The sequence below is a fragment of the Bradyrhizobium sp. genome, assembly GCF_036009065.1.
Classification (GTDB): Bacteria; Pseudomonadota; Alphaproteobacteria; order Rhizobiales; family Xanthobacteraceae; genus Bradyrhizobium.
Genome location: NZ_DASYMN010000216.1, coordinates 1 through 15,782, shown reverse-complemented (window position 1 = coordinate 15,782; position 15,782 = coordinate 1). Strand labels below are relative to the sequence as shown.

At 64.0% G+C, this 15,782-nt stretch carries 15 protein-coding genes and 2 pseudogenes; 8 read left to right on the top strand and 9 right to left on the bottom strand.

What is annotated here, in order from left to right; genetic code table 11:
- From VGP39_RS13260 to VGP39_RS13245, 4 genes and pseudogenes are all read right to left on the bottom strand, one after another.
- A partial coding sequence (locus VGP39_RS13260; protein WP_327568559.1) for an elongation factor G occupies positions 1-1,698 on the bottom strand: 1,698 nt, incomplete at its 3' end.
- 248 nt (positions 1,699-1,946) lie between these two features.
- Positions 1,947-2,433: pseudogene (locus tag VGP39_RS13255) on the bottom strand (DUF992 domain-containing protein).
- Positions 2,434-2,580: 147 nt separating this feature from the next.
- On the bottom strand, positions 2,581-3,102 hold the full coding sequence (locus VGP39_RS13250) for a DUF992 domain-containing protein (RefSeq protein WP_327568558.1): 522 nt from the start codon (positions 3,100-3,102) through the stop codon (positions 2,581-2,583).
- Between the two features lie 218 nt (positions 3,103-3,320).
- On the bottom strand, positions 3,321-4,523 hold the full coding sequence (locus tag VGP39_RS13245; RefSeq protein ID WP_327568557.1) for a pyridoxal phosphate-dependent aminotransferase: 1,203 nt from the start codon (positions 4,521-4,523) through the stop codon (positions 3,321-3,323).
- Between the two features lie 370 nt (positions 4,524-4,893).
- Here VGP39_RS13245 and VGP39_RS13240 point away from each other — a divergent pair, with 370 nt between their 5' ends.
- The 3 genes from VGP39_RS13240 (at position 4,894) to VGP39_RS13230 (ending at position 7,112) form a co-directional block, all read left to right on the top strand.
- A complete protein-coding gene (locus VGP39_RS13240; protein WP_327568556.1) occupies positions 4,894-5,547 on the top strand; it encodes a glutathione S-transferase family protein in 654 nt (217 codons plus the stop codon).
- A gap of 138 nt (positions 5,548-5,685) precedes the next feature.
- A complete protein-coding gene (locus VGP39_RS13235; protein WP_327568555.1) occupies positions 5,686-5,862 on the top strand; it encodes a hypothetical protein in 177 nt (58 codons plus the stop codon).
- 92 nt (positions 5,863-5,954) lie between these two features.
- The gene (locus VGP39_RS13230; RefSeq protein WP_327568554.1) at positions 5,955-7,112 is read left to right on the top strand and encodes a PQQ-dependent sugar dehydrogenase; all 1,158 of its coding nucleotides are present in this window, start codon (positions 5,955-5,957) and stop codon (positions 7,110-7,112) included.
- A gap of 140 nt (positions 7,113-7,252) precedes the next feature.
- On the opposite strand, the gene VGP39_RS13225 is transcribed toward VGP39_RS13230, so the two are convergent.
- Positions 7,253-7,603: a DMT family protein gene (locus VGP39_RS13225; RefSeq protein ID WP_327568553.1), complete on the bottom strand. Its 351-nt coding sequence runs from the start codon at positions 7,601-7,603 to the stop codon at positions 7,253-7,255.
- Positions 7,604-7,810: 207 nt separating this feature from the next.
- Between VGP39_RS13225 and VGP39_RS13220 the strand changes: the two genes are divergently transcribed.
- The 3 genes from VGP39_RS13220 to VGP39_RS13210 all read left to right on the top strand — a co-directional run bounded on the left by VGP39_RS13220 (position 7,811) and on the right by VGP39_RS13210 (position 10,287).
- Positions 7,811-8,626, top strand: a complete 816-nt coding sequence (locus VGP39_RS13220) for a PAS-domain containing protein (RefSeq protein WP_327568552.1) — start codon at positions 7,811-7,813, stop codon at positions 8,624-8,626.
- A gap of 375 nt (positions 8,627-9,001) precedes the next feature.
- Complete coding sequence (locus VGP39_RS13215; RefSeq protein WP_327568551.1) at positions 9,002-9,940, top strand: aldo/keto reductase; 939 nt, start codon at positions 9,002-9,004, stop codon at positions 9,938-9,940.
- Between the two features lie 140 nt (positions 9,941-10,080).
- Complete coding sequence (locus VGP39_RS13210) at positions 10,081-10,287, top strand: hypothetical protein (RefSeq protein ID WP_327568550.1); 207 nt, start codon at positions 10,081-10,083, stop codon at positions 10,285-10,287.
- 155 nt (positions 10,288-10,442) lie between these two features.
- Here the strand turns inward: VGP39_RS13210 and VGP39_RS13205 are convergent, their stop codons facing one another.
- Together VGP39_RS13205 and VGP39_RS13200 are read right to left on the bottom strand one after the other, a co-directional pair.
- Entirely contained in the window at positions 10,443-11,441 is a 999-nt protein-coding gene (locus VGP39_RS13205; protein ID WP_327568549.1) for a tripartite tricarboxylate transporter substrate binding protein, read from the bottom strand.
- An 80-nt stretch (positions 11,442-11,521) separates the two neighbouring features.
- A complete protein-coding gene (locus VGP39_RS13200) occupies positions 11,522-12,433 on the bottom strand; it encodes a LysR family transcriptional regulator (RefSeq protein WP_327568548.1) in 912 nt (303 codons plus the stop codon).
- A gap of 114 nt (positions 12,434-12,547) precedes the next feature.
- Between VGP39_RS13200 and VGP39_RS13195 the strand changes: the two genes are divergently transcribed.
- Both VGP39_RS13195 and wrbA read left to right on the top strand, forming a co-directional pair.
- Positions 12,548-13,246 carry a pirin family protein gene (locus VGP39_RS13195; protein ID WP_327568547.1) on the top strand — a complete coding sequence of 233 codons (699 nt, stop codon included), beginning with the start codon at positions 12,548-12,550 and terminating at the stop codon, positions 13,244-13,246.
- A 197-nt stretch (positions 13,247-13,443) separates the two neighbouring features.
- Positions 13,444-14,043, top strand: a complete 600-nt coding sequence (gene wrbA, locus VGP39_RS13190; protein ID WP_327568546.1) for an NAD(P)H:quinone oxidoreductase — start codon at positions 13,444-13,446, stop codon at positions 14,041-14,043.
- A gap of 161 nt (positions 14,044-14,204) precedes the next feature.
- Here wrbA and VGP39_RS13185 read toward each other — a convergent pair whose 3' ends face one another.
- The gene (locus tag VGP39_RS13185; protein ID WP_327568545.1) at positions 14,205-15,356 is read right to left on the bottom strand and encodes a GNAT family N-acetyltransferase; all 1,152 of its coding nucleotides are present in this window, start codon (positions 15,354-15,356) and stop codon (positions 14,205-14,207) included.
- Positions 15,357-15,500: 144 nt separating this feature from the next.
- A pseudogene (locus VGP39_RS13180) lies at positions 15,501-15,782 on the bottom strand (hypothetical protein); the annotation flags it as partial.

Sequence of the window (15,782 nt, the reverse complement as noted above, 5' to 3'; positions counted from 1 at the left end):
GACGCTGTGATAGGAGCCGTCGGTCAGCGTCACATGCACGTCGATCACCGGGAAGCCGAGCGGGCCGCGCACCAGCGCGTCGACCACGCCCTCCTCCACCGCGCCGATGTAATTGCGCGGCACCGCACCACCCACGATCTTATCGACGAACTCGAAGCCGCCGCCGCGCGGCATCGGCTTAATGTCCAGCACTACGTCGCCGAACTGGCCGTGGCCGCCGGATTGTTTCTTGTGTCGCCCGCGCTGCGCAGTGATCGATTTGCGGATCGTCTCCTGATAGCCGATTCCCGGCGCCTGCGATTTGACGTTGACGCCGTAGCGCTCCTTCAGCCGCTCCAGCGCGACGCGCAGATGCATCTCGCCCTGCCCCCACAGCACGGTGTCGTGGGTTTGCGCGTTGTGAACGATGGTGAAGGACGGATCCTCCTCGTTCAGTCGCGCCAGCGCCTGGCCGAGCTTGACGTCGTCCTTGCGGTCGGCCGCCGAGAGCGCCATCGCCAGCACCGGCGGGCTCGGCGCGATCTCGACCAACGCCGACGGCGCGGTCTTGCCGGTCGAGACCGTCTCGCCGGTCTTGATGGCATCGAGCTTGCCGAGCGCGATCATCTCGCCGGCCTCGGCGTGAGGGCGCTTGGTGTCGTGGCCGCCGCTCACCGCCGTGATCCCGGATACCCGCCCGGTCCCTCCACTGGACGACTGCACCGTCGCGCCGTCGTCGAGCCGGCCGTTCAACACCCGCGCCAGCGACAGCTTGCCACCATGCTGCAGGTGCACGGTCTTGAACACATAGGCCAGCGCGTCCTTTCCGGCATCGGGAACGCCGAGCCGCTTTGCGGTATCGGCAACACCGGGCGCTTCATGCCGCAGCGCCTTCATCAGCCGCAGCACGCCATTCTCGCGCACCGCCGAGCCGAGCAGCACCGGACAGATCAGGCCCTCGCGCAATTCGCGGGCGAGATCGTCGAACACGGCGTCGCGCGGCGGTTGAATATCCTCGAGCAGTTGCTCCATCAGCGCATCATCGTGATCGGCGAGCTTCTCCAGCATCGAGAACCGCGCTTCCTTCTCGCGATCGAGATCGCCGCCTTCCAGCGCGATGACCTCGGAAGCCTTGTGCTCGCGATAGATAAAGGCTCGCTCCAGCGCCAGATCGACGAAGCCGGCGATCAGATCGCCGTTCCAGATCGGAATTTGCCTGAGCACTAGCGGAATCCGCGACGCCGGCTGCAACGTCGCCAGCGTCTCGCGGATGCGCTTGCTGGCCCGGTCGATCTTGTTGAGAAACAAAAGACGCGGAATGCCCAAGTCTTCCAGTTCGCGCAGGATGATCTGAAGCTGCGGCAGCTTGCGCTCGTCGGCTTCGCAGACCACCACCGCTAGGTCGACCGCGGGGATCGCGGCACGCATGTCGTGCGCGAATTCCACCGATCCCGGGCAATCGATAAAGGTGTAGCTGTCGCCCATGAAGGTCGTGGTGGCGGCGGTCAGTCCAACGCCCATCTTGTGACGGCGGGCCTCGGCGCTGGCATCGCCGACGGAAGTTCCGGCTTCAACGGTGCCGGCTTTGGGGATGGCGCCGGTGCGCGCCAATATCGCTTCAAGAAGTGTAGTTTTACCGCTCTGGAAAGGGCCCACCAGTGCAATGCACCGGGGACCCGATTCTCTGAGACTTGGGGGACTTCTGGCGTCTTGTCCCATCGCCGCCTCCTGATCTGGAGCTCGGCCCGTGATTGGGTCGGCATCCAATCGTCTCAGGGGTATTGCGACTTGGCAAGCGGGAAAAATGACGCTGTGCTCAACGCATCGTGTCCCGGACGCGGCGCGGCATTCTTCATGCCGCTCCGCAGAGCCGGGAGCCCGGTTTTAGTAAAGCAAGCTGAGCCACGGCTCTGCAGCGCACGGCTTCGCGAAGAGCTACGCGCTGCGCTGCGTCCGGGGAACGATGCTTACCTCCCCGGCCGCAGCTCCAGGCTTTCGAGCCCCGCCGCAATACCGAGGCCGACCTGGCCCTGCACGCTGAGCGGCTGCAGCGCGATGGAATTGGCCGAGCCGCCGAACAACGCATTGCCGCCAAGTCCGACCCCGACCGAGGCGCTGCCCTGCACGCCGGCATAATTGCCGGAGAGGCCGCCCGGTCCGAGCCGCGCCATCGGCGAACACGCCCCATGCCAGCGCCGATTCCTGGGTGATGCCGAGGTCGAGGCCCACTTTCCGGATGGTCGCGATGTAACGGTCCTCCGGCATGTTGTCGGAACGGAACACGCAGCCGAGATTAGTGACGGAGCCGACGATGAAGCCGACGCTGGCGGCGCCCCGGCATTCCAGCACGCCGACCTGCACGCGCTGCATCGACTGTTGCGCGCTGGCGCCGGTAATGGATGCCAGCAACGCAGCGGCGGTGGCCGCGCTGGCAAGAACTGGAAAACGGCGCATGCGGAAATCTCCGGCTGATGTGATGCGGGCCAGGAACCAAACGCTAATCAAACGCGCCAAAGGTGTGGCACGCGCTTTTATGCCACAACGCCCTCAAAACGAAAGAGGCCCGCGTTCGCGGGCCTCGATGTTCGCACTGCGGACTGATCAGCGATGGCGGCGGTGATGGCGATGACGGGCGTGATGGCGACTCCGCCCAAGCACAACCGGCGTCAGTTCTAGATCGGCAATCCCCGCCGCGACGTTGAGCCCGGTCTGACCCTGCACGCTGATCGGCTGCAGCGCATAGGAATTGGCCGGACCGCCGACCAGAAAATTGCCGCCGAAACCTACGCCAACCGACGCGTTGGCGCCGACGCCGCCGTAATTGCCGCTTAGATCGCCGCGCCCAACCCGGTTGGTCGGCGCGTTCACCGCCCAGGACAAGCGGGTCAATTGGGTGACGCCGAGATCCAGACCAAGACGATGAATTTTAGCGACGTAAGGTTCGGGGCGGCGGCCTTCGCTCTGGAACACGCATTCGAGGCTGGTCACCGAGCCGACAACGAAGCCGACATTCTGGCCGCCCTGGCACTGAAGAATGCCGGCGCGAAAAGGCAACGCATTGGCGCTGCTGAGGGACGCTACCAGTGCTGTGATGGCCAGGCCGGACAGGGTTGAAAGTCGCATGAATGTATCTCCGCTGAATAGCTGAATGTGCGGAGGGACAGGAAGCAAGCGCCGTGTTCAAAACATGGCGGCTGGTTTTAGCATTCTCACAAACTCGTCATTGCGAGAGCCGTAGGGTGGGCAAAGGCGCACACTTTGCGCCGTGCCCACCATCTCGCGTCAACTTCGCGGGTGGTGGGCACGGCGCAAGAGCGCCTTTGCCCACCCTACGCGATTGTCTATCGCAAATCGCCGCAAAACCGCTGGATGCGCTTGCAGGCGTCTTCGAGATCGGAGGTTTTGGTGGCGTAGGAAATCCGGAACGCCGGCCCAAGTCCGAACGCCGAACCCTGCACCACTGCGACGCCTTCGGTCTCCAAGAGCTCGGTAACAAAGTCCTCGTCATTGGCGATAACCTTGCCGGTCGGCGAGGTCTTGCCGATGGTGCCGGCGCAGGACGGATAGACATAGAACGCGCCCTCCGGCCGCGGACAGGAGATGCCCTTGGCCTGGTTGAGCATCGACACCACGAGGTCGCGGCGTTCCTTGAACGTCTCGTTGTTGAGCGGGATGAAATCCTGCGGACCGTTCAGCGCCTCGACCGATGCCCATTGCGCAATCGACGACGGCGCGTGCGTCGACTGCGACTGGATCGTCGTCATCGCTTTGATCAGCTCAATGGGGCCGCCGGCGTAGCCGATGCGCCAGCCGGTCATGCAATAGGCCTTGGAGACGCCGTTCACGGTCAGCGTGCGGTCGAACAGTTTCGGTTCGACCTGCGCCGGCGTGGCGAACACGAAATCGTCATAGACCACATGCTCGTACATGTCGTCGGTCATGATCCAGACCTGCGGATGCTTCACCAGCACGTCGGTCAGCGCCTTCAGCTCGGCGCGCGAATAGGCGGCGCCGGTCGGGTTGGACGGCGAATTCAGGATGATCCACTTTGTCTTCGGCGTGATCGCGGCCTCGAGCGCGGCGGGCTGCAGCTTGAAGCCGAACTCCGCCGTGCAGACGATGGCGACCGGCTCGCCGCCGGCCAGCGCCACCATTTCCGGATAGCTCACCCAGTACGGCGCGGGAATGATGACCTCGTCGCCCGGATTGATGGTCGCCATCAGCGCGTTGTAGAGCACCTGCTTGCCGCCGGTCGAGACGACGACCTGGTTCGGCGTATAAATGAGGCCGTTCTCGCGCTGGAATTTGGCGATAATCGCCGCCTTCAGCTCGGGAATGCCGCCGACGTCGGTGTATTTGGTCTTGCCGGCCTCGATGGCGTGGATCGCCGCGAGCTTGATGTTGGCCGGGGTGTCGAAATCGGGCTCCCCCGCGCCGAGGCCGATGACGTTGCGGCCGGCCGCCTTCAGCGCGCGTGCTTTATCCGTCACCGCGATGGTCGCGGACGGCTTCACACGGTCGAGCGCAGCGGACAGGAACGGCATCATCATCTCCTTGCAGGCGTCGTGATCCTATCGACGCCTCGATTCTTCATGATGGGATCGCGGTACCCTAAGGCGCACCGCGCTGCATCGCAAGAACGTTCGATCGAATGCCGCCAAACTTTGGCGAAACCTGAGAGGCGTCGGGAGAGGTCGCGCAACATTCATAAAATTTGGCGCCGAAATGGCTTATTTCCGGCAACGCCGGGTGGCGCTGGCATGATGTGCTCCGCGGTTGCAGTGCGGCAGTTGATTTCGACTTTTTGCAGTTGCTGGGGCTTGCGACGCTTCCGCATCGGCTTCATTGTTTGGCCGCGTTGCGGGTGGACAAGCCGGGCGCCAGCCCACGCGCGATTCATCGGACGAGATCCGAATGTACAAGCTCTATTCAATGCAACGATCCGGCAACAGCTACAAGGTTCGCCTTGCGCTGGCGTTGCTCGGCGCGCCCTACCATGCCATCGAGATCGACATTCTGCGCGGCGAAAGCCGCACGCCGGATTTTCTCGGCAAGAACCCGAGCGGGCAGGTGCCGCTGCTGGAAGTAGCGGAGGGACGCTACCTCGCCGAATCGAACGCCATCCTGTGGTACGTCGCCGGCGGCACCTCGCTGGCGCCGGAATCGCGGATCGAGCGCGCCGAAGCGCTGCAATGGATGTTCTTCGAACAGCACGCGCTGGAGCCGAACATCGGCGCGGCCTATTTCTGGCTGTCGCTGGTGAAAGGCGGCCGCGACCTGCAGACCCACGCGCTGGAAGACTGGATGGAGCGCGGCTACGGCGCATTGCAGGTGATGGAAAATCATCTCAAGACCCACGCGTTTTTCGCCGCGGGTCAGCTTACCGTCGCGGACATCGCGCTGTACGGTTACACCCATGTCGCCGATCAGTGCGATTTCGACCTCGCGGCGTTCCCTTCGATTGGCGCATGGTTGCGGCGGGTCGAGCAGACACCCGGCTTTGTCACCATGGATTGGCGGCCTGACCGGGAAGTCACCGGCTCAGCCAGCATCCGTGCAGACGCCTGAGGCGGAATAGCGGGCATAACCGCCAGTGCTGCCGTGATTTTGCCATCTTCGACTCTGCACCGCCCAAATATTGCCTGCGAATCCTGCGAAAAACAGGTTCCGCAGGTGATTCGCCCGCGATTTTAGGATTTTCCGGCCATGATACGGTCGCCCCGCGCGGCAGGCTTCGACGGCCATGCCGCGCCTGTCGCCTCGTCCCGATTGACCAACGCCGTCGCGGCCTCGCTCGCGATCGGCTCGCTCTCGCTGTGCCTGATCGTCGCGCTCACGGTGCTGTCGATCAAGGTCACCATGGCGATGCCGCTTCCGGCGTAACCCAACCAGATCACCGACCTGCCCGCGACCACGCACAGCGATGATCGGCATCGCGCACGAGCAGCGGTCGTCTCCACAAAGGAGACTTGCAGATGAAGGCACCCGTCGTATGGGTCGCCGCGGCGCTGACGGCGGCGATCGTGCTGACCACAACGTTGCTGATCGCCACGGGAACGCGCGGGGAGAACAGCTCATTCGCCTTGTCAGCGGGTGAGCTCGATATTCAGACCGTCGCGACCGGCCTGGTCAACCCGTGGTCGCTGGCGTTTCTGCCGGACGGACGCATGCTGGTGACCGAACGTCCGGGCCGCATCCGCCTCGTCACGCGACAAGGGCAACTCTCGCCGCCGCTGAAGGGCGTGCCCGAGGCGTGGGCCTCCGGCCAGGGCGGAATGCACGATGTCATTATCGACAAATCCTTTGCAGAAAGCCGCACAATCTACTTCTGCTTTGCAGAACGCGGGGCCGGCGGCGGACGCACCGCGGTCGCGCGGGCAAAACTCGACGACGGCAACGGCCGGCTCGACGATGTCAAAATCATCTTCCGCCAGGAAGGGCCGCTGTCGTCGGGCAATCACTACGGCTGCCGCATCGTGCAGGCCAGCGACGGCAACCTGTTCGTGGCGCTGGGCGAACATTTTACCCACCGCGACGAAGCGCAAAATCTCGGCAACCATCTCGGCAAGCTGATCCGCATCGCGCCCGATGGCTCGGCGCCGAAAGACAATCCGTTCGTCGGCCGCGCCGACGCCAGGCCGGAGACCTGGAGCTATGGCCATCGCAACGCGCAGGGCCTTGCGGTCAATCCCGCGACCGGCGATCTCTGGGAAATCGAGCACGGCCCCCGCGGCGGCGATGAAGTCAACATCATCGGCAAGGGGAAAAACTACGGCTGGCCGGTGATCGGCTACGGCATCGATTATAACGGGGCGAAGATCCACGAGAGCACGGCGAAGCCTGGGATGGAGCAGCCCATCAAATATTGGGTGCCGTCAATCGCGCCGTCCGGCATGACGTTCTACGACGCAAAGCTGTTTCCGAAATGGAGCGGCAGCCTGTTCACCGGGGCACTGGCGGGCAGGATGCTGGTGCGGCTCTCGCTGAACGGCAATGCCGTCACCGGCGAGGAGCGGCTGCTGCAAAACCTCAACGAGCGGATTCGCGATGTGCGCCAGGGGCCGGACGGGGCGCTGTGGCTGCTGACCGACAGTTCTGCCGGGCGGATTTTGCGGGTGTCGCCGGCGAAGTGAGGCCGCAAAGTTTTACGTCATCCTGAGGAGCCGCGCGCTTGCGCGGCGTCTCGAAGGATGGCCGCGGGTACCGGCGCCTGTGGCCATCCTTCGAGGCTCGCCCAAGAAGGCGAGCACCTCAGGATGACGGAGTCATTTCACTACCACTTGTGAAAGATGAAAAACGCGCCGGCCGCGATCAGGGCAAAACCGAGGCCGTGATTCCAGCCCAGCGGCTCCTTCAGATAAAGCACCGAGAAGCCGGCAAATACCACCAGCGTGATGACCTCCTGCATGGTCTTGAGCTGCGCCGCGGAGTAGACCGCGCTGCCCCAGCGATTGGCCGGCACCGCCAGCCAGTATTCAAAGAACGCAATGCCCCAACTCACCATGATGACCAGCGGCAGCGGGCTCTGTTTGAATTTCAGGTGGCCGTACCACGCAAACGTCATGAACACGTTGGAGGCGAACAGCATAAGGACCGGCACGAGCTGCGGCGAAATGGTCGGCATATCAGTCCTTTCAAAAATATCCGGGGTCGGCAACATCCGGTGCGCAGTGTGGGTTCTTGGGCTGCCCAACTCAATTAAATTAAATGATCGAAAAACCGGGTCCACGCGATGGACCTTGCGTTTACGGTGCCGGCAGAAAAGCCGGTGGAAAGTGAAACTATCCGCATATTTCCCGCCTCATACTTTCGTCTTGCGCGGGAACACACCATGCAGATCGACTGGCGCGCCATATGCGGCCCGGCTCTCACGACGGCGACGGCGCTGATTGCCATCACGGCTGATCGAACGCTGGTGACCGTCCCCAATCCCGCGCCGCTGTTCGTTTGCATCGTCGCCTTTGCGGCGTCGCTGAGCGGCCTTGCCTCGGGCATGGTCAGCGCGGCCATCGCGGTCACGTCCTCGGCGCTGTTTTTCCTCAACCACCGCGCCACGCCCGGTTACGACGCATCGGATCTCACGCGTCTCGTGATGCTCGCGCTTACCGCGGCGGGTACCGCTGTCATCACCGGCCTGTTGCGGCAGAAGATGATGGACGCGGTTAGCTGGGAGCGCGCGCGGCACGCCACCGCCGCGCGGCTGTCGGCAGCACTGGACGAGATCGACATCGGCGTCGTCCTGCTGGACAAGGATACGCGGGCGGAATTCATCAACCGCGCGTTCCGGAATTATTTTTCCCTTTCCGACGAGAAGGCCGATAGCAGACCGCCTTTTATCGCGCTGATGTATCACGGACGCGATACCGGCGCCTATGAACTGCCGGAGGACGAATTGAGCGCCTTCATCGCGCAACGCACCGAGTTGATGCGCGTCGGCGATTCGAGGCCGATCAATATCAATCTCGCCGATGGCCAGGTGATGCGCTTCAGCTGCACGGCGCTGCCCGATGGCGGCCGCATGCTGAGCTATACGCCGGTGACCGACCTTGTCCGCCACACCGACCATCCCGCGAACACCGACTACTATCTGTCGCTGCGCGGCGGCGGGCCTCGGGCGCTTGCACGGCATCTGCGCGCCGCGGAGTAGGCGCAACCTCGGGACGCCGTAGGGTGGGTAAAGGCGCGCTCTTCGCGCCGTGCCCACCATTCGCTCACAACTCGCGGCATTCGTGCTAGCGGGCAGATGGTGGGCACGGCGCAAGAGCGCCTTTGCCCAACCCACCCGCTGTGGATAACTCGCGATGTCATGTCCTTGTAACAGAGCGCGTTTAAGTTCCGGTTGCGTCTGATCAGGCCCCCCGTCGCGGATCATGCGCCCCAGCGGTCCCCGTCAGTCGCCGCGTCTGACCGGGACCGCATTTTTTTAGGCGTCGTTTCGTTGCGCAAGGCGCCGCGCCTTGCGGCCATCACGCACGCGAGTCACAATGCGATCCCCTCTGGCCTTCCCCTTTAGGACTGATCCATGCAAATTCGCAATCTCGGCGGCTCCGGCCTGCGCGTCTCCGCCGTTGGTCTCGGCTGCAATAATTTCGGCCAGCGCACCGATCTGGAAACCTCGCGCAAGGTGATCCACAGGGCGATCGACCTTGGCGTCACGCTGTTCGACACTGCCGACATCTATGCCGGAATGGGCGGATCCGAGACCGTGCTTGGCACGGTGCTCGGCGAGCGGCGCAAGGACATCGTGCTGGCGACGAAATTTTCCAAGGCGATGAGCAATGACGGCACCAGGCAGGGCGCGTCGCGGCGCTACATCATGTCCGCGGTCGAGGCCAGCCTGACCCGGCTGAAAACCGATTACATCGATCTTTACCAGCAGCACGATTACGACCCGCTGACGCCGATCGAGGAAACCTTGCGGGCATTGGATGACCTCGTAACGCAAGGCAAGGTTCGCTATGTCGGTAATTCGAATTTCCCGGCATGGCGCGTCGCCGAGGCGGAGTTTTTCGCGCGCGCGATGAACGTAAACCGATTCATCTCCTGTCAGGACGAATACAGCCTGGTGATGCGCGACATCGAAAAGGATCTGCTGCCGGCGGCGCAGCAATACAATCTCGGCCTGCTGCCGTTCTTTCCGCTGGCCAGCGGCCTGCTCACCGGCAAGTACAAGCGCGGGGCGCCGGTGCCGGACGATACGCGTTTTGCCAAGGCGCCCGGATTGCGCGATCGCTATGCGACGCCGCGCAACGAAGACATCGTCGAGAAACTGCAGACTTTTGCGCAAGAGCGCGGCCACACTTTGCTGGAGCTGGCGTTCTCGTGGCTGGCATCGCGGCCGCAAGTGTCGAGCGTGATCGCCGGCGCGACGCGGGTCGAGCAGATCGAGGCCAACGTCAAGGCGATCGGGTGGACGCTGAGCGCGGAAGAACTCGCGGAGATCGACGGGATTACGAAATAAGCACTCCGTCATTGCGGGGAGCACTTGCGACGAAGCAGAAGCTTCTGATTCGGCCCTTTTGGGGGTATGCTTTCTTCGAAATCATAACGCGGCCCGGACCAAACCTCGAATTAAAATCCGGTCAGGATGGCGTCCGAGACATGACAGATCAGTTGGGAAACCTAAGCCCTGGACCCCGCCGCCTCGCCTGTTCCGGCTGCGGCACGGAATTTTCCTGCGGCCTGTCCGGACTGTGCTGGTGTGTCACGGAAACCGCTCGCCTGCCGATGCCGGTCGATGGCGGGGATTGCCTCTGCAGGGAGTGTCTGAGGAAGATGGCTACACAACATGCATCGCCGTTATCCTGAGGTGCTCAACGTTGCGTTCCCCGGACGCAGCGCAGCGCGTAGCTCTTGCGTAGCGGTGCGCTGCAGAGCCGGGGTCCAGCTTGCTTTACTTAACCGGGGTCCCGGCTCTGCGGAGCCGCATGTAGACTGCCGCACCGCGTCCGAGATACGTAAACCTATTCCACCTTGCCGATCTTCTTCACCGCCGCGATCAGCCGCGCGCTGTCGGCCTCGACGAATTTTGCGAACTCCGGCGCGTCGAGATAGGCGACCGGGCTGCCGGCGGTCTCGAACGTCCTGGTCACTTCCGGCGCCTTCACCGCTTGCGCCATCGCCTCGCGCAGCCGCGTCATCAGCGGCCCCGGCAGCGCGGCTTGCGCGAACAGCCCGGCCCAGATGTAGAACTCGACGTCCTTGTAGCCGAGTTCCTTGAAGGTCGGCAGATCGGGGAAACTCGCCACCCGCTCGGCGCCCCAATTGGCGAGCACGCGCATCTTGCCGTCGTCGACCTGCTGCTTCAGCGTGCCCGGCGCCGACGCCATCGCCTGCACCGTGCCGGTCAAAAGCGCGGTCAGCGCCGGAGCCGCGCCCCGGAACGGCACGTGCAGCAGCTTGATGCCGGCGCTGGCCGCGAACATTTCCATCGCCACATGCAGCGTGCCGTAGGGGCCGGACGAGCCGTAGGGAATCTGGCCGGGGCGTTTTTTGGCGTCATCGACGAATTCCTGCAGCGTCTTCCACGGCGCCGAGGCCGGCACCGCCAATAATGTCGGATCGGCCAGCACGCGGGCGATGGGCGCGAATTGCGAGACTTCGTAAGCCACGGGGCGATCGAACAGGCGGTCGGCTTCCGGCAGCACCGCCAGCGACGATAACGTCATCAACAGCGTGTAGCCGTCAGGCTCCGCGCGCGCCGCCGCCGCGTTGCCGACCGAACCGCCGCCGCCTCCGGCGCGGTTATCGACAATGACGGGCTTGCCGAGAATCTTTTCCAGCGCCAGCGCCACCGGCCGCGCCGCCAGATCGGCCTGGCCGCCGGCCGGAAACGGCACGATCATGGTGATGTTACGGGTGGGGTAGGCGGCCTGAGCACGGGCCGGGTCCGACAGCGCGTTCACCGCAGCGGACGACAGCGGCAACATCGCAGCGGCTTTGAGAATTTCACGTCGATTCATCGGCAGTTTTCTCCCCGAAGATTTGCTTTCATCGTTGTCGATTGCAGCCTAGCCGAAACCGCGAACATGACGATACGCTTCTAACGTCGCACGCGGTCCTTGCCCAACTGCTTCGCCAGGAAATCCGCCAGCACCTCGACCCGGGCGGGGCGCGGGCCGCCGGGCGGCGTTACCAGGTGCACGGCGCCTTCGGGCTGCTTCCAGCCTTTCAGGATGACCTCGACCTCGCCGGAGGCGATGGCGTCGCCGACAATGAAATCCGGCAGGTCGGCGATGCCGAGCCCCGCCAGCAGCGCCGGCATTAGCGCTTCGCCATTGTTGACGCGCAGCGGCCCCGCGGGGCGGACACTCGCCTGTTCGCCGGCGGAATTGGTGTAGTGCCAAGTGCCCGGCGTCGAGAGATAGGTGTAGCCGAGGCATTTATGCTGCGCGAGATGCATCGGATGCGTGGGCCTTCCGTGCTGCTTCAGATATGCGGGCGCGGCCACCGTGTAGCGCGGCATCGCGCACAGCCGCCGCGCGATCAAGGACGAGTCCGGCAGGCGCGCGATGCGCAGGCCGGCGTCAAACCCTTCGCCGATCAGATCCACCATGGCGTCGCTGAGGTGCAGGTCGATCGACACTTCCGGATATTGCGCAAGAAATTCCGGCAGCAGCGGCGCCACCGCTTTCACCCCGAACGTCATCGGTACCGCGAGCCGCACCAACCCGCGCGGCGCCACCGATTGCGCCAGCGCCTCGTTCTCCGCCGCCTCGCCATCGAGCAGCAGCCGCGTCGCGCGCGCGGCCAGCTTCTGCCCGGCATCGGTCAAGGCGAGGCGGCGCGAGGTGCGGTTGAACAGCCGGGCGCCGAGCCGCTCTTCCAGCCGGGTGACGGCCTTCGAGACCGTGGCTCTGGACAGCGCCAGTTCCGTCGAAGCTGCCGCAAATGACCGTAATTCCACGACTTTTGCGAAAATCGCCAGCGCCTCGAAGTCCGGAAGCCTAGCCATCGGCCATGCCTATTAGCTAATAAATAGAAACAATGAATTTCGATAGTTTCTATTTATAGCGCATGCGGGAAGGCCTATCCAGGGTGGCAACAACGTCACTCAAGGAGATATCCGATGATCGAACTCAGACCCTTCGACCACCTCGGCGGCGCCGACCACGGCTGGCTAAAGGCAAAACATCACTTCTCCTTCGGCAGCCACTATGACCCCAACAATATAGGCCACGGTAGCTTGCGCGTCTGGAACGACGACGAGATTGCTCCGAACACCGGCTTCCCGGCGCATCCGCATGCCAACATGGAGATCATCACCTACGTCCGTGAAGGCGCGATCACCCATCAGGACAGCCTTGGCAACAAGGGCCGCACCGAAGCCGGCGACGTGCAGGTGATGAGCGCGGGAAGCGGCGTGCGTCACTCGGAATACAATCTGGAGCCTGCAACGACGCGGATCTTCCAGATCTGGATCGAGCCGACCACGCAAGGCGGCCAGCCGACCTGGGGCACGAAACCGTTCCCGAAATCGGACCGCTCCGGAAAATTCGTCACCATCGCCAGCGGTTTTGAGGCCGACAACGATGCGCTGCCGATCCGCGCCGATGCCCGCGTGCTCGCCACTACGTTGAAGGCCGGCGAGAGCGCGGAATATGCGCCGGGCAGGACGCGCAACCTCTATCTGGTGCCGGCGGTCGGCAGCGTCGAAGTCAACGGCGTATTCGTCAACGCCCGCGACGGCGTCGCGATCCGCGACGAGGACCGGCTGAAGATCACCGCGCTGGAGGATTCCGAGCTGGTGCTGGTGGACGCGGCGTAAGCGCCGCTCTCCCGTGTCCCGGACGCGGTGCGGCATTCTTCATGCCGCTCCGCAGAGCCGGGACCGTACCAGACGCCGGCGTTCGTTACGGCCCCGGTTCTGCAGTGCACCGCTTCGCAATAGCTACGCGCTGCACTGCGCCCGGGGAACGCAGAACACCCCTCATGACATCAACTCAACCCCAACGGAGACCACCTATGACCAAAGTTCTCGTCCTGTATTACTCCGCCTACGGCCACATCGAGGCCATGGCCAAGGCCGTCGCCGAAGGCGCCCGCGAAGCCGGCGCTACCGCCGACATCAAGCGGGTGCCCGAGCTGGTGCCGCCGGAGGTCGCGAAGGCGTCGTATTACAAGCTCGACCAGGAAGCGCCGGTCGCCACCATCGGTGAACTCGCGAACTACGACGCAATCGTGATCGGCACCGGCACGCGGTTCGGCCGCATGGCGTCGCAGATGGCCAACTTCCTCGATCAGGCCGGTGGGCTGTGGATGAAGGGCGCGCTGCACGGCAAGGTCGGCGGCGCCTTCACCTCGACCGCGACCCAGCATGGCGGTCAGGAAACCACGCTGTTTTCCATCATCACCAACCTGCTACATTTCGGCATGACCGTCGTCGGCTTGAACTATGGCTTTGCCGGCCAGATGAAACTCGACGAAGTCAGCGGCGGCTCGCCCTATGGCGCGACCACCATGACCGGCGGCGACGGCAGCCGCCAGCCGAGCGAAAATGAACTTGCCGGAGCGCGCTATCAAGGACGCGTGATCGCGGAGACGGCGAAACAACTGCATGGCTGAGGAGGGTCTCGTGTCCCGGACGCGGTGCGGCATTCTTCATGCCGCTCCGCAGAGCCGGGACCCTGGTTGCTTAACGATGTAACCGGGACCCCGGCTCTGCAGCGCACCGCTTCGCAAGAACTACGCGCTGCGCTGCGTCCGGGGAACGCGTGCTGCGATATTCACTTCTCTTCGCGTGACGCGGCTTTACCCAATACGCGCTTCACGCTTTCCGCCAGCCCTGGATGGCCGCGAAGCCAGCGCGCCGCACGATCACGCAGCGCATAGGGCAGTCCGCGCAAACTCAGTGCTGCGGTGAAATCTACCAGCGGAATACGAACAACCCCAAACCGGCGTTTGTAGGCGTAATTGCCGATGCTGAAATCGAACTGCCGGATGCCATCCTTATGCAACGCCGCCATGGTGCGTTCGATGACCAGCCGGCCCGGCGAGCAGTTCGACCACTTCTCGCCGGCATTGCTGATCCGCACCATCACATAGCGCGAGCCCTGCCGGATGCCGAGCAAGGTGGCGACCACCTCGTCGCCGACGGTGAGCGCCGACAGCACGGCATGGCCGTTTGCGACGTTGTCGTGAACCAGATTGCGGTAGAACGCGGCATAGGTCTCGTCATTGAGAATAAAGTTCAGCCCGAGGTGCTGCATCCGGTCGCCTTGCTGGGATTCCATCGTGGAGAGTACGCGCAGCGCCTCATCCCTGTCCGTGATGATCCTGAACGCCGCCGCGGAATCGCGGGTAAATACGCGCCAGCTGCGCTCCAGCTCCTTGCGCACGGTTCGCTCCAGCGTGAAGCGCCAGGCATCAAAATCGTCGCCGGTGGTGACGACATTGCCGTTCAGTGCGCACGGCCCCGCGCCATCCAGCAGCGCCAGCGGATTGGGCCGGCCGCCGGTTTCAACCGGCATCTTGCGCAGGCGGATGAGATCGGCGCCGCCGGGCAACCTGCGCAGCGCGCCGCGCAAGTCCTGCCACATTGCCCGTGCGGCCTTGGCGTCGCGCGGCGCGGCGGGGCCGAGCAGCGGCGCGTTGCAATCGGTCAGGTCAAGATCGGCGGGCTCGACGATGCGGATGCCGTTGTGCATCCGGCGGATCAGCGGCAACAGCACGGCCTGCTCGCCGGTCGCGGCGTTCGAAATGATGGCGATCAGCGGCTCGACGTTATCGATGGCGGCGAACGCGCCGTACCAGGCCTCAAGCCACTGCCAGTCCTGGAACGGCGTCGCGTCTGCGGGATCGCCCCAGCGTGCCTTGGCCCGCTTCCAGTCCTTGGTAAATTCGACGTGGAAACCGGACGCGCCGTCATTGCGAGCCAACGGGTTGCGCGAATGCGCGCCCGATGACAGGCTCCGCCGAAGCAATCCAGAGACCCCCTCCCTACCCTCCCCCGCTTGCGGGGGAGGGTTAGGGTGGGGGGAGATTGCTTCGTCGCAGGGGCTCCTCGCAATGACGAAAGGCACTCAGGCCGCCTTCGGCAGATCGACGATCTTGCCGGGAGTTTCGGCGTCGAGCCGGAAGTCGATCGGACGGCGCGCATCGCGCTCGCGCTTGACCCACCTGCCGTCGCGCAGCAGCTTTTGCATCACCGCCTTGGCGAAATACGACGGGCCGCGCAGGTTGCGGCTCTTCGGCGTGTAGCCGAAGCGGTGGCGCAGCATGCCATTGGCCAGGTGAACGATCTCGGAACGCCGGATTGCGTCATTGGTGTAGGAGATGGTCATCGAGACGCTGAAAGTGTCGAG

Bases quoted from the DNA above. Each gene is read 5' to 3' on its own strand.
- VGP39_RS13250 (WP_327568558.1), bottom strand. From the start codon at position 3,102: ATGCGACTTTCAACCCTGTCCGGCCTGGCCATCACAGCACTGGTAGCG.
- VGP39_RS13245 (WP_327568557.1), bottom strand. From the start codon at position 4,523: ATGCCGTTCCTGTCCGCTGCGCTCGACCGTGTGAAGCCGTCCGCGACC.
- VGP39_RS13240 (WP_327568556.1), top strand. From the start codon at position 4,894: ATGTACAAGCTCTATTCAATGCAACGATCCGGCAACAGCTACAAGGTT.
- VGP39_RS13235 (WP_327568555.1), top strand. From the start codon at position 5,686: ATGATACGGTCGCCCCGCGCGGCAGGCTTCGACGGCCATGCCGCGCCT.
- VGP39_RS13230 (WP_327568554.1), top strand. From the start codon at position 5,955: ATGAAGGCACCCGTCGTATGGGTCGCCGCGGCGCTGACGGCGGCGATC.
- VGP39_RS13225 (WP_327568553.1), bottom strand. From the start codon at position 7,603: ATGCCGACCATTTCGCCGCAGCTCGTGCCGGTCCTTATGCTGTTCGCC.
- VGP39_RS13220 (WP_327568552.1), top strand. From the start codon at position 7,811: ATGCAGATCGACTGGCGCGCCATATGCGGCCCGGCTCTCACGACGGCG.
- VGP39_RS13215 (WP_327568551.1), top strand. From the start codon at position 9,002: ATGCAAATTCGCAATCTCGGCGGCTCCGGCCTGCGCGTCTCCGCCGTT.
- VGP39_RS13210 (WP_327568550.1), top strand. From the start codon at position 10,081: ATGACAGATCAGTTGGGAAACCTAAGCCCTGGACCCCGCCGCCTCGCC.
- VGP39_RS13205 (WP_327568549.1), bottom strand. From the start codon at position 11,441: ATGAATCGACGTGAAATTCTCAAAGCCGCTGCGATGTTGCCGCTGTCG.
- VGP39_RS13200 (WP_327568548.1), bottom strand. From the start codon at position 12,433: ATGGCTAGGCTTCCGGACTTCGAGGCGCTGGCGATTTTCGCAAAAGTC.
- VGP39_RS13195 (WP_327568547.1), top strand. From the start codon at position 12,548: ATGATCGAACTCAGACCCTTCGACCACCTCGGCGGCGCCGACCACGGC.
- wrbA (WP_327568546.1), top strand. From the start codon at position 13,444: ATGACCAAAGTTCTCGTCCTGTATTACTCCGCCTACGGCCACATCGAG.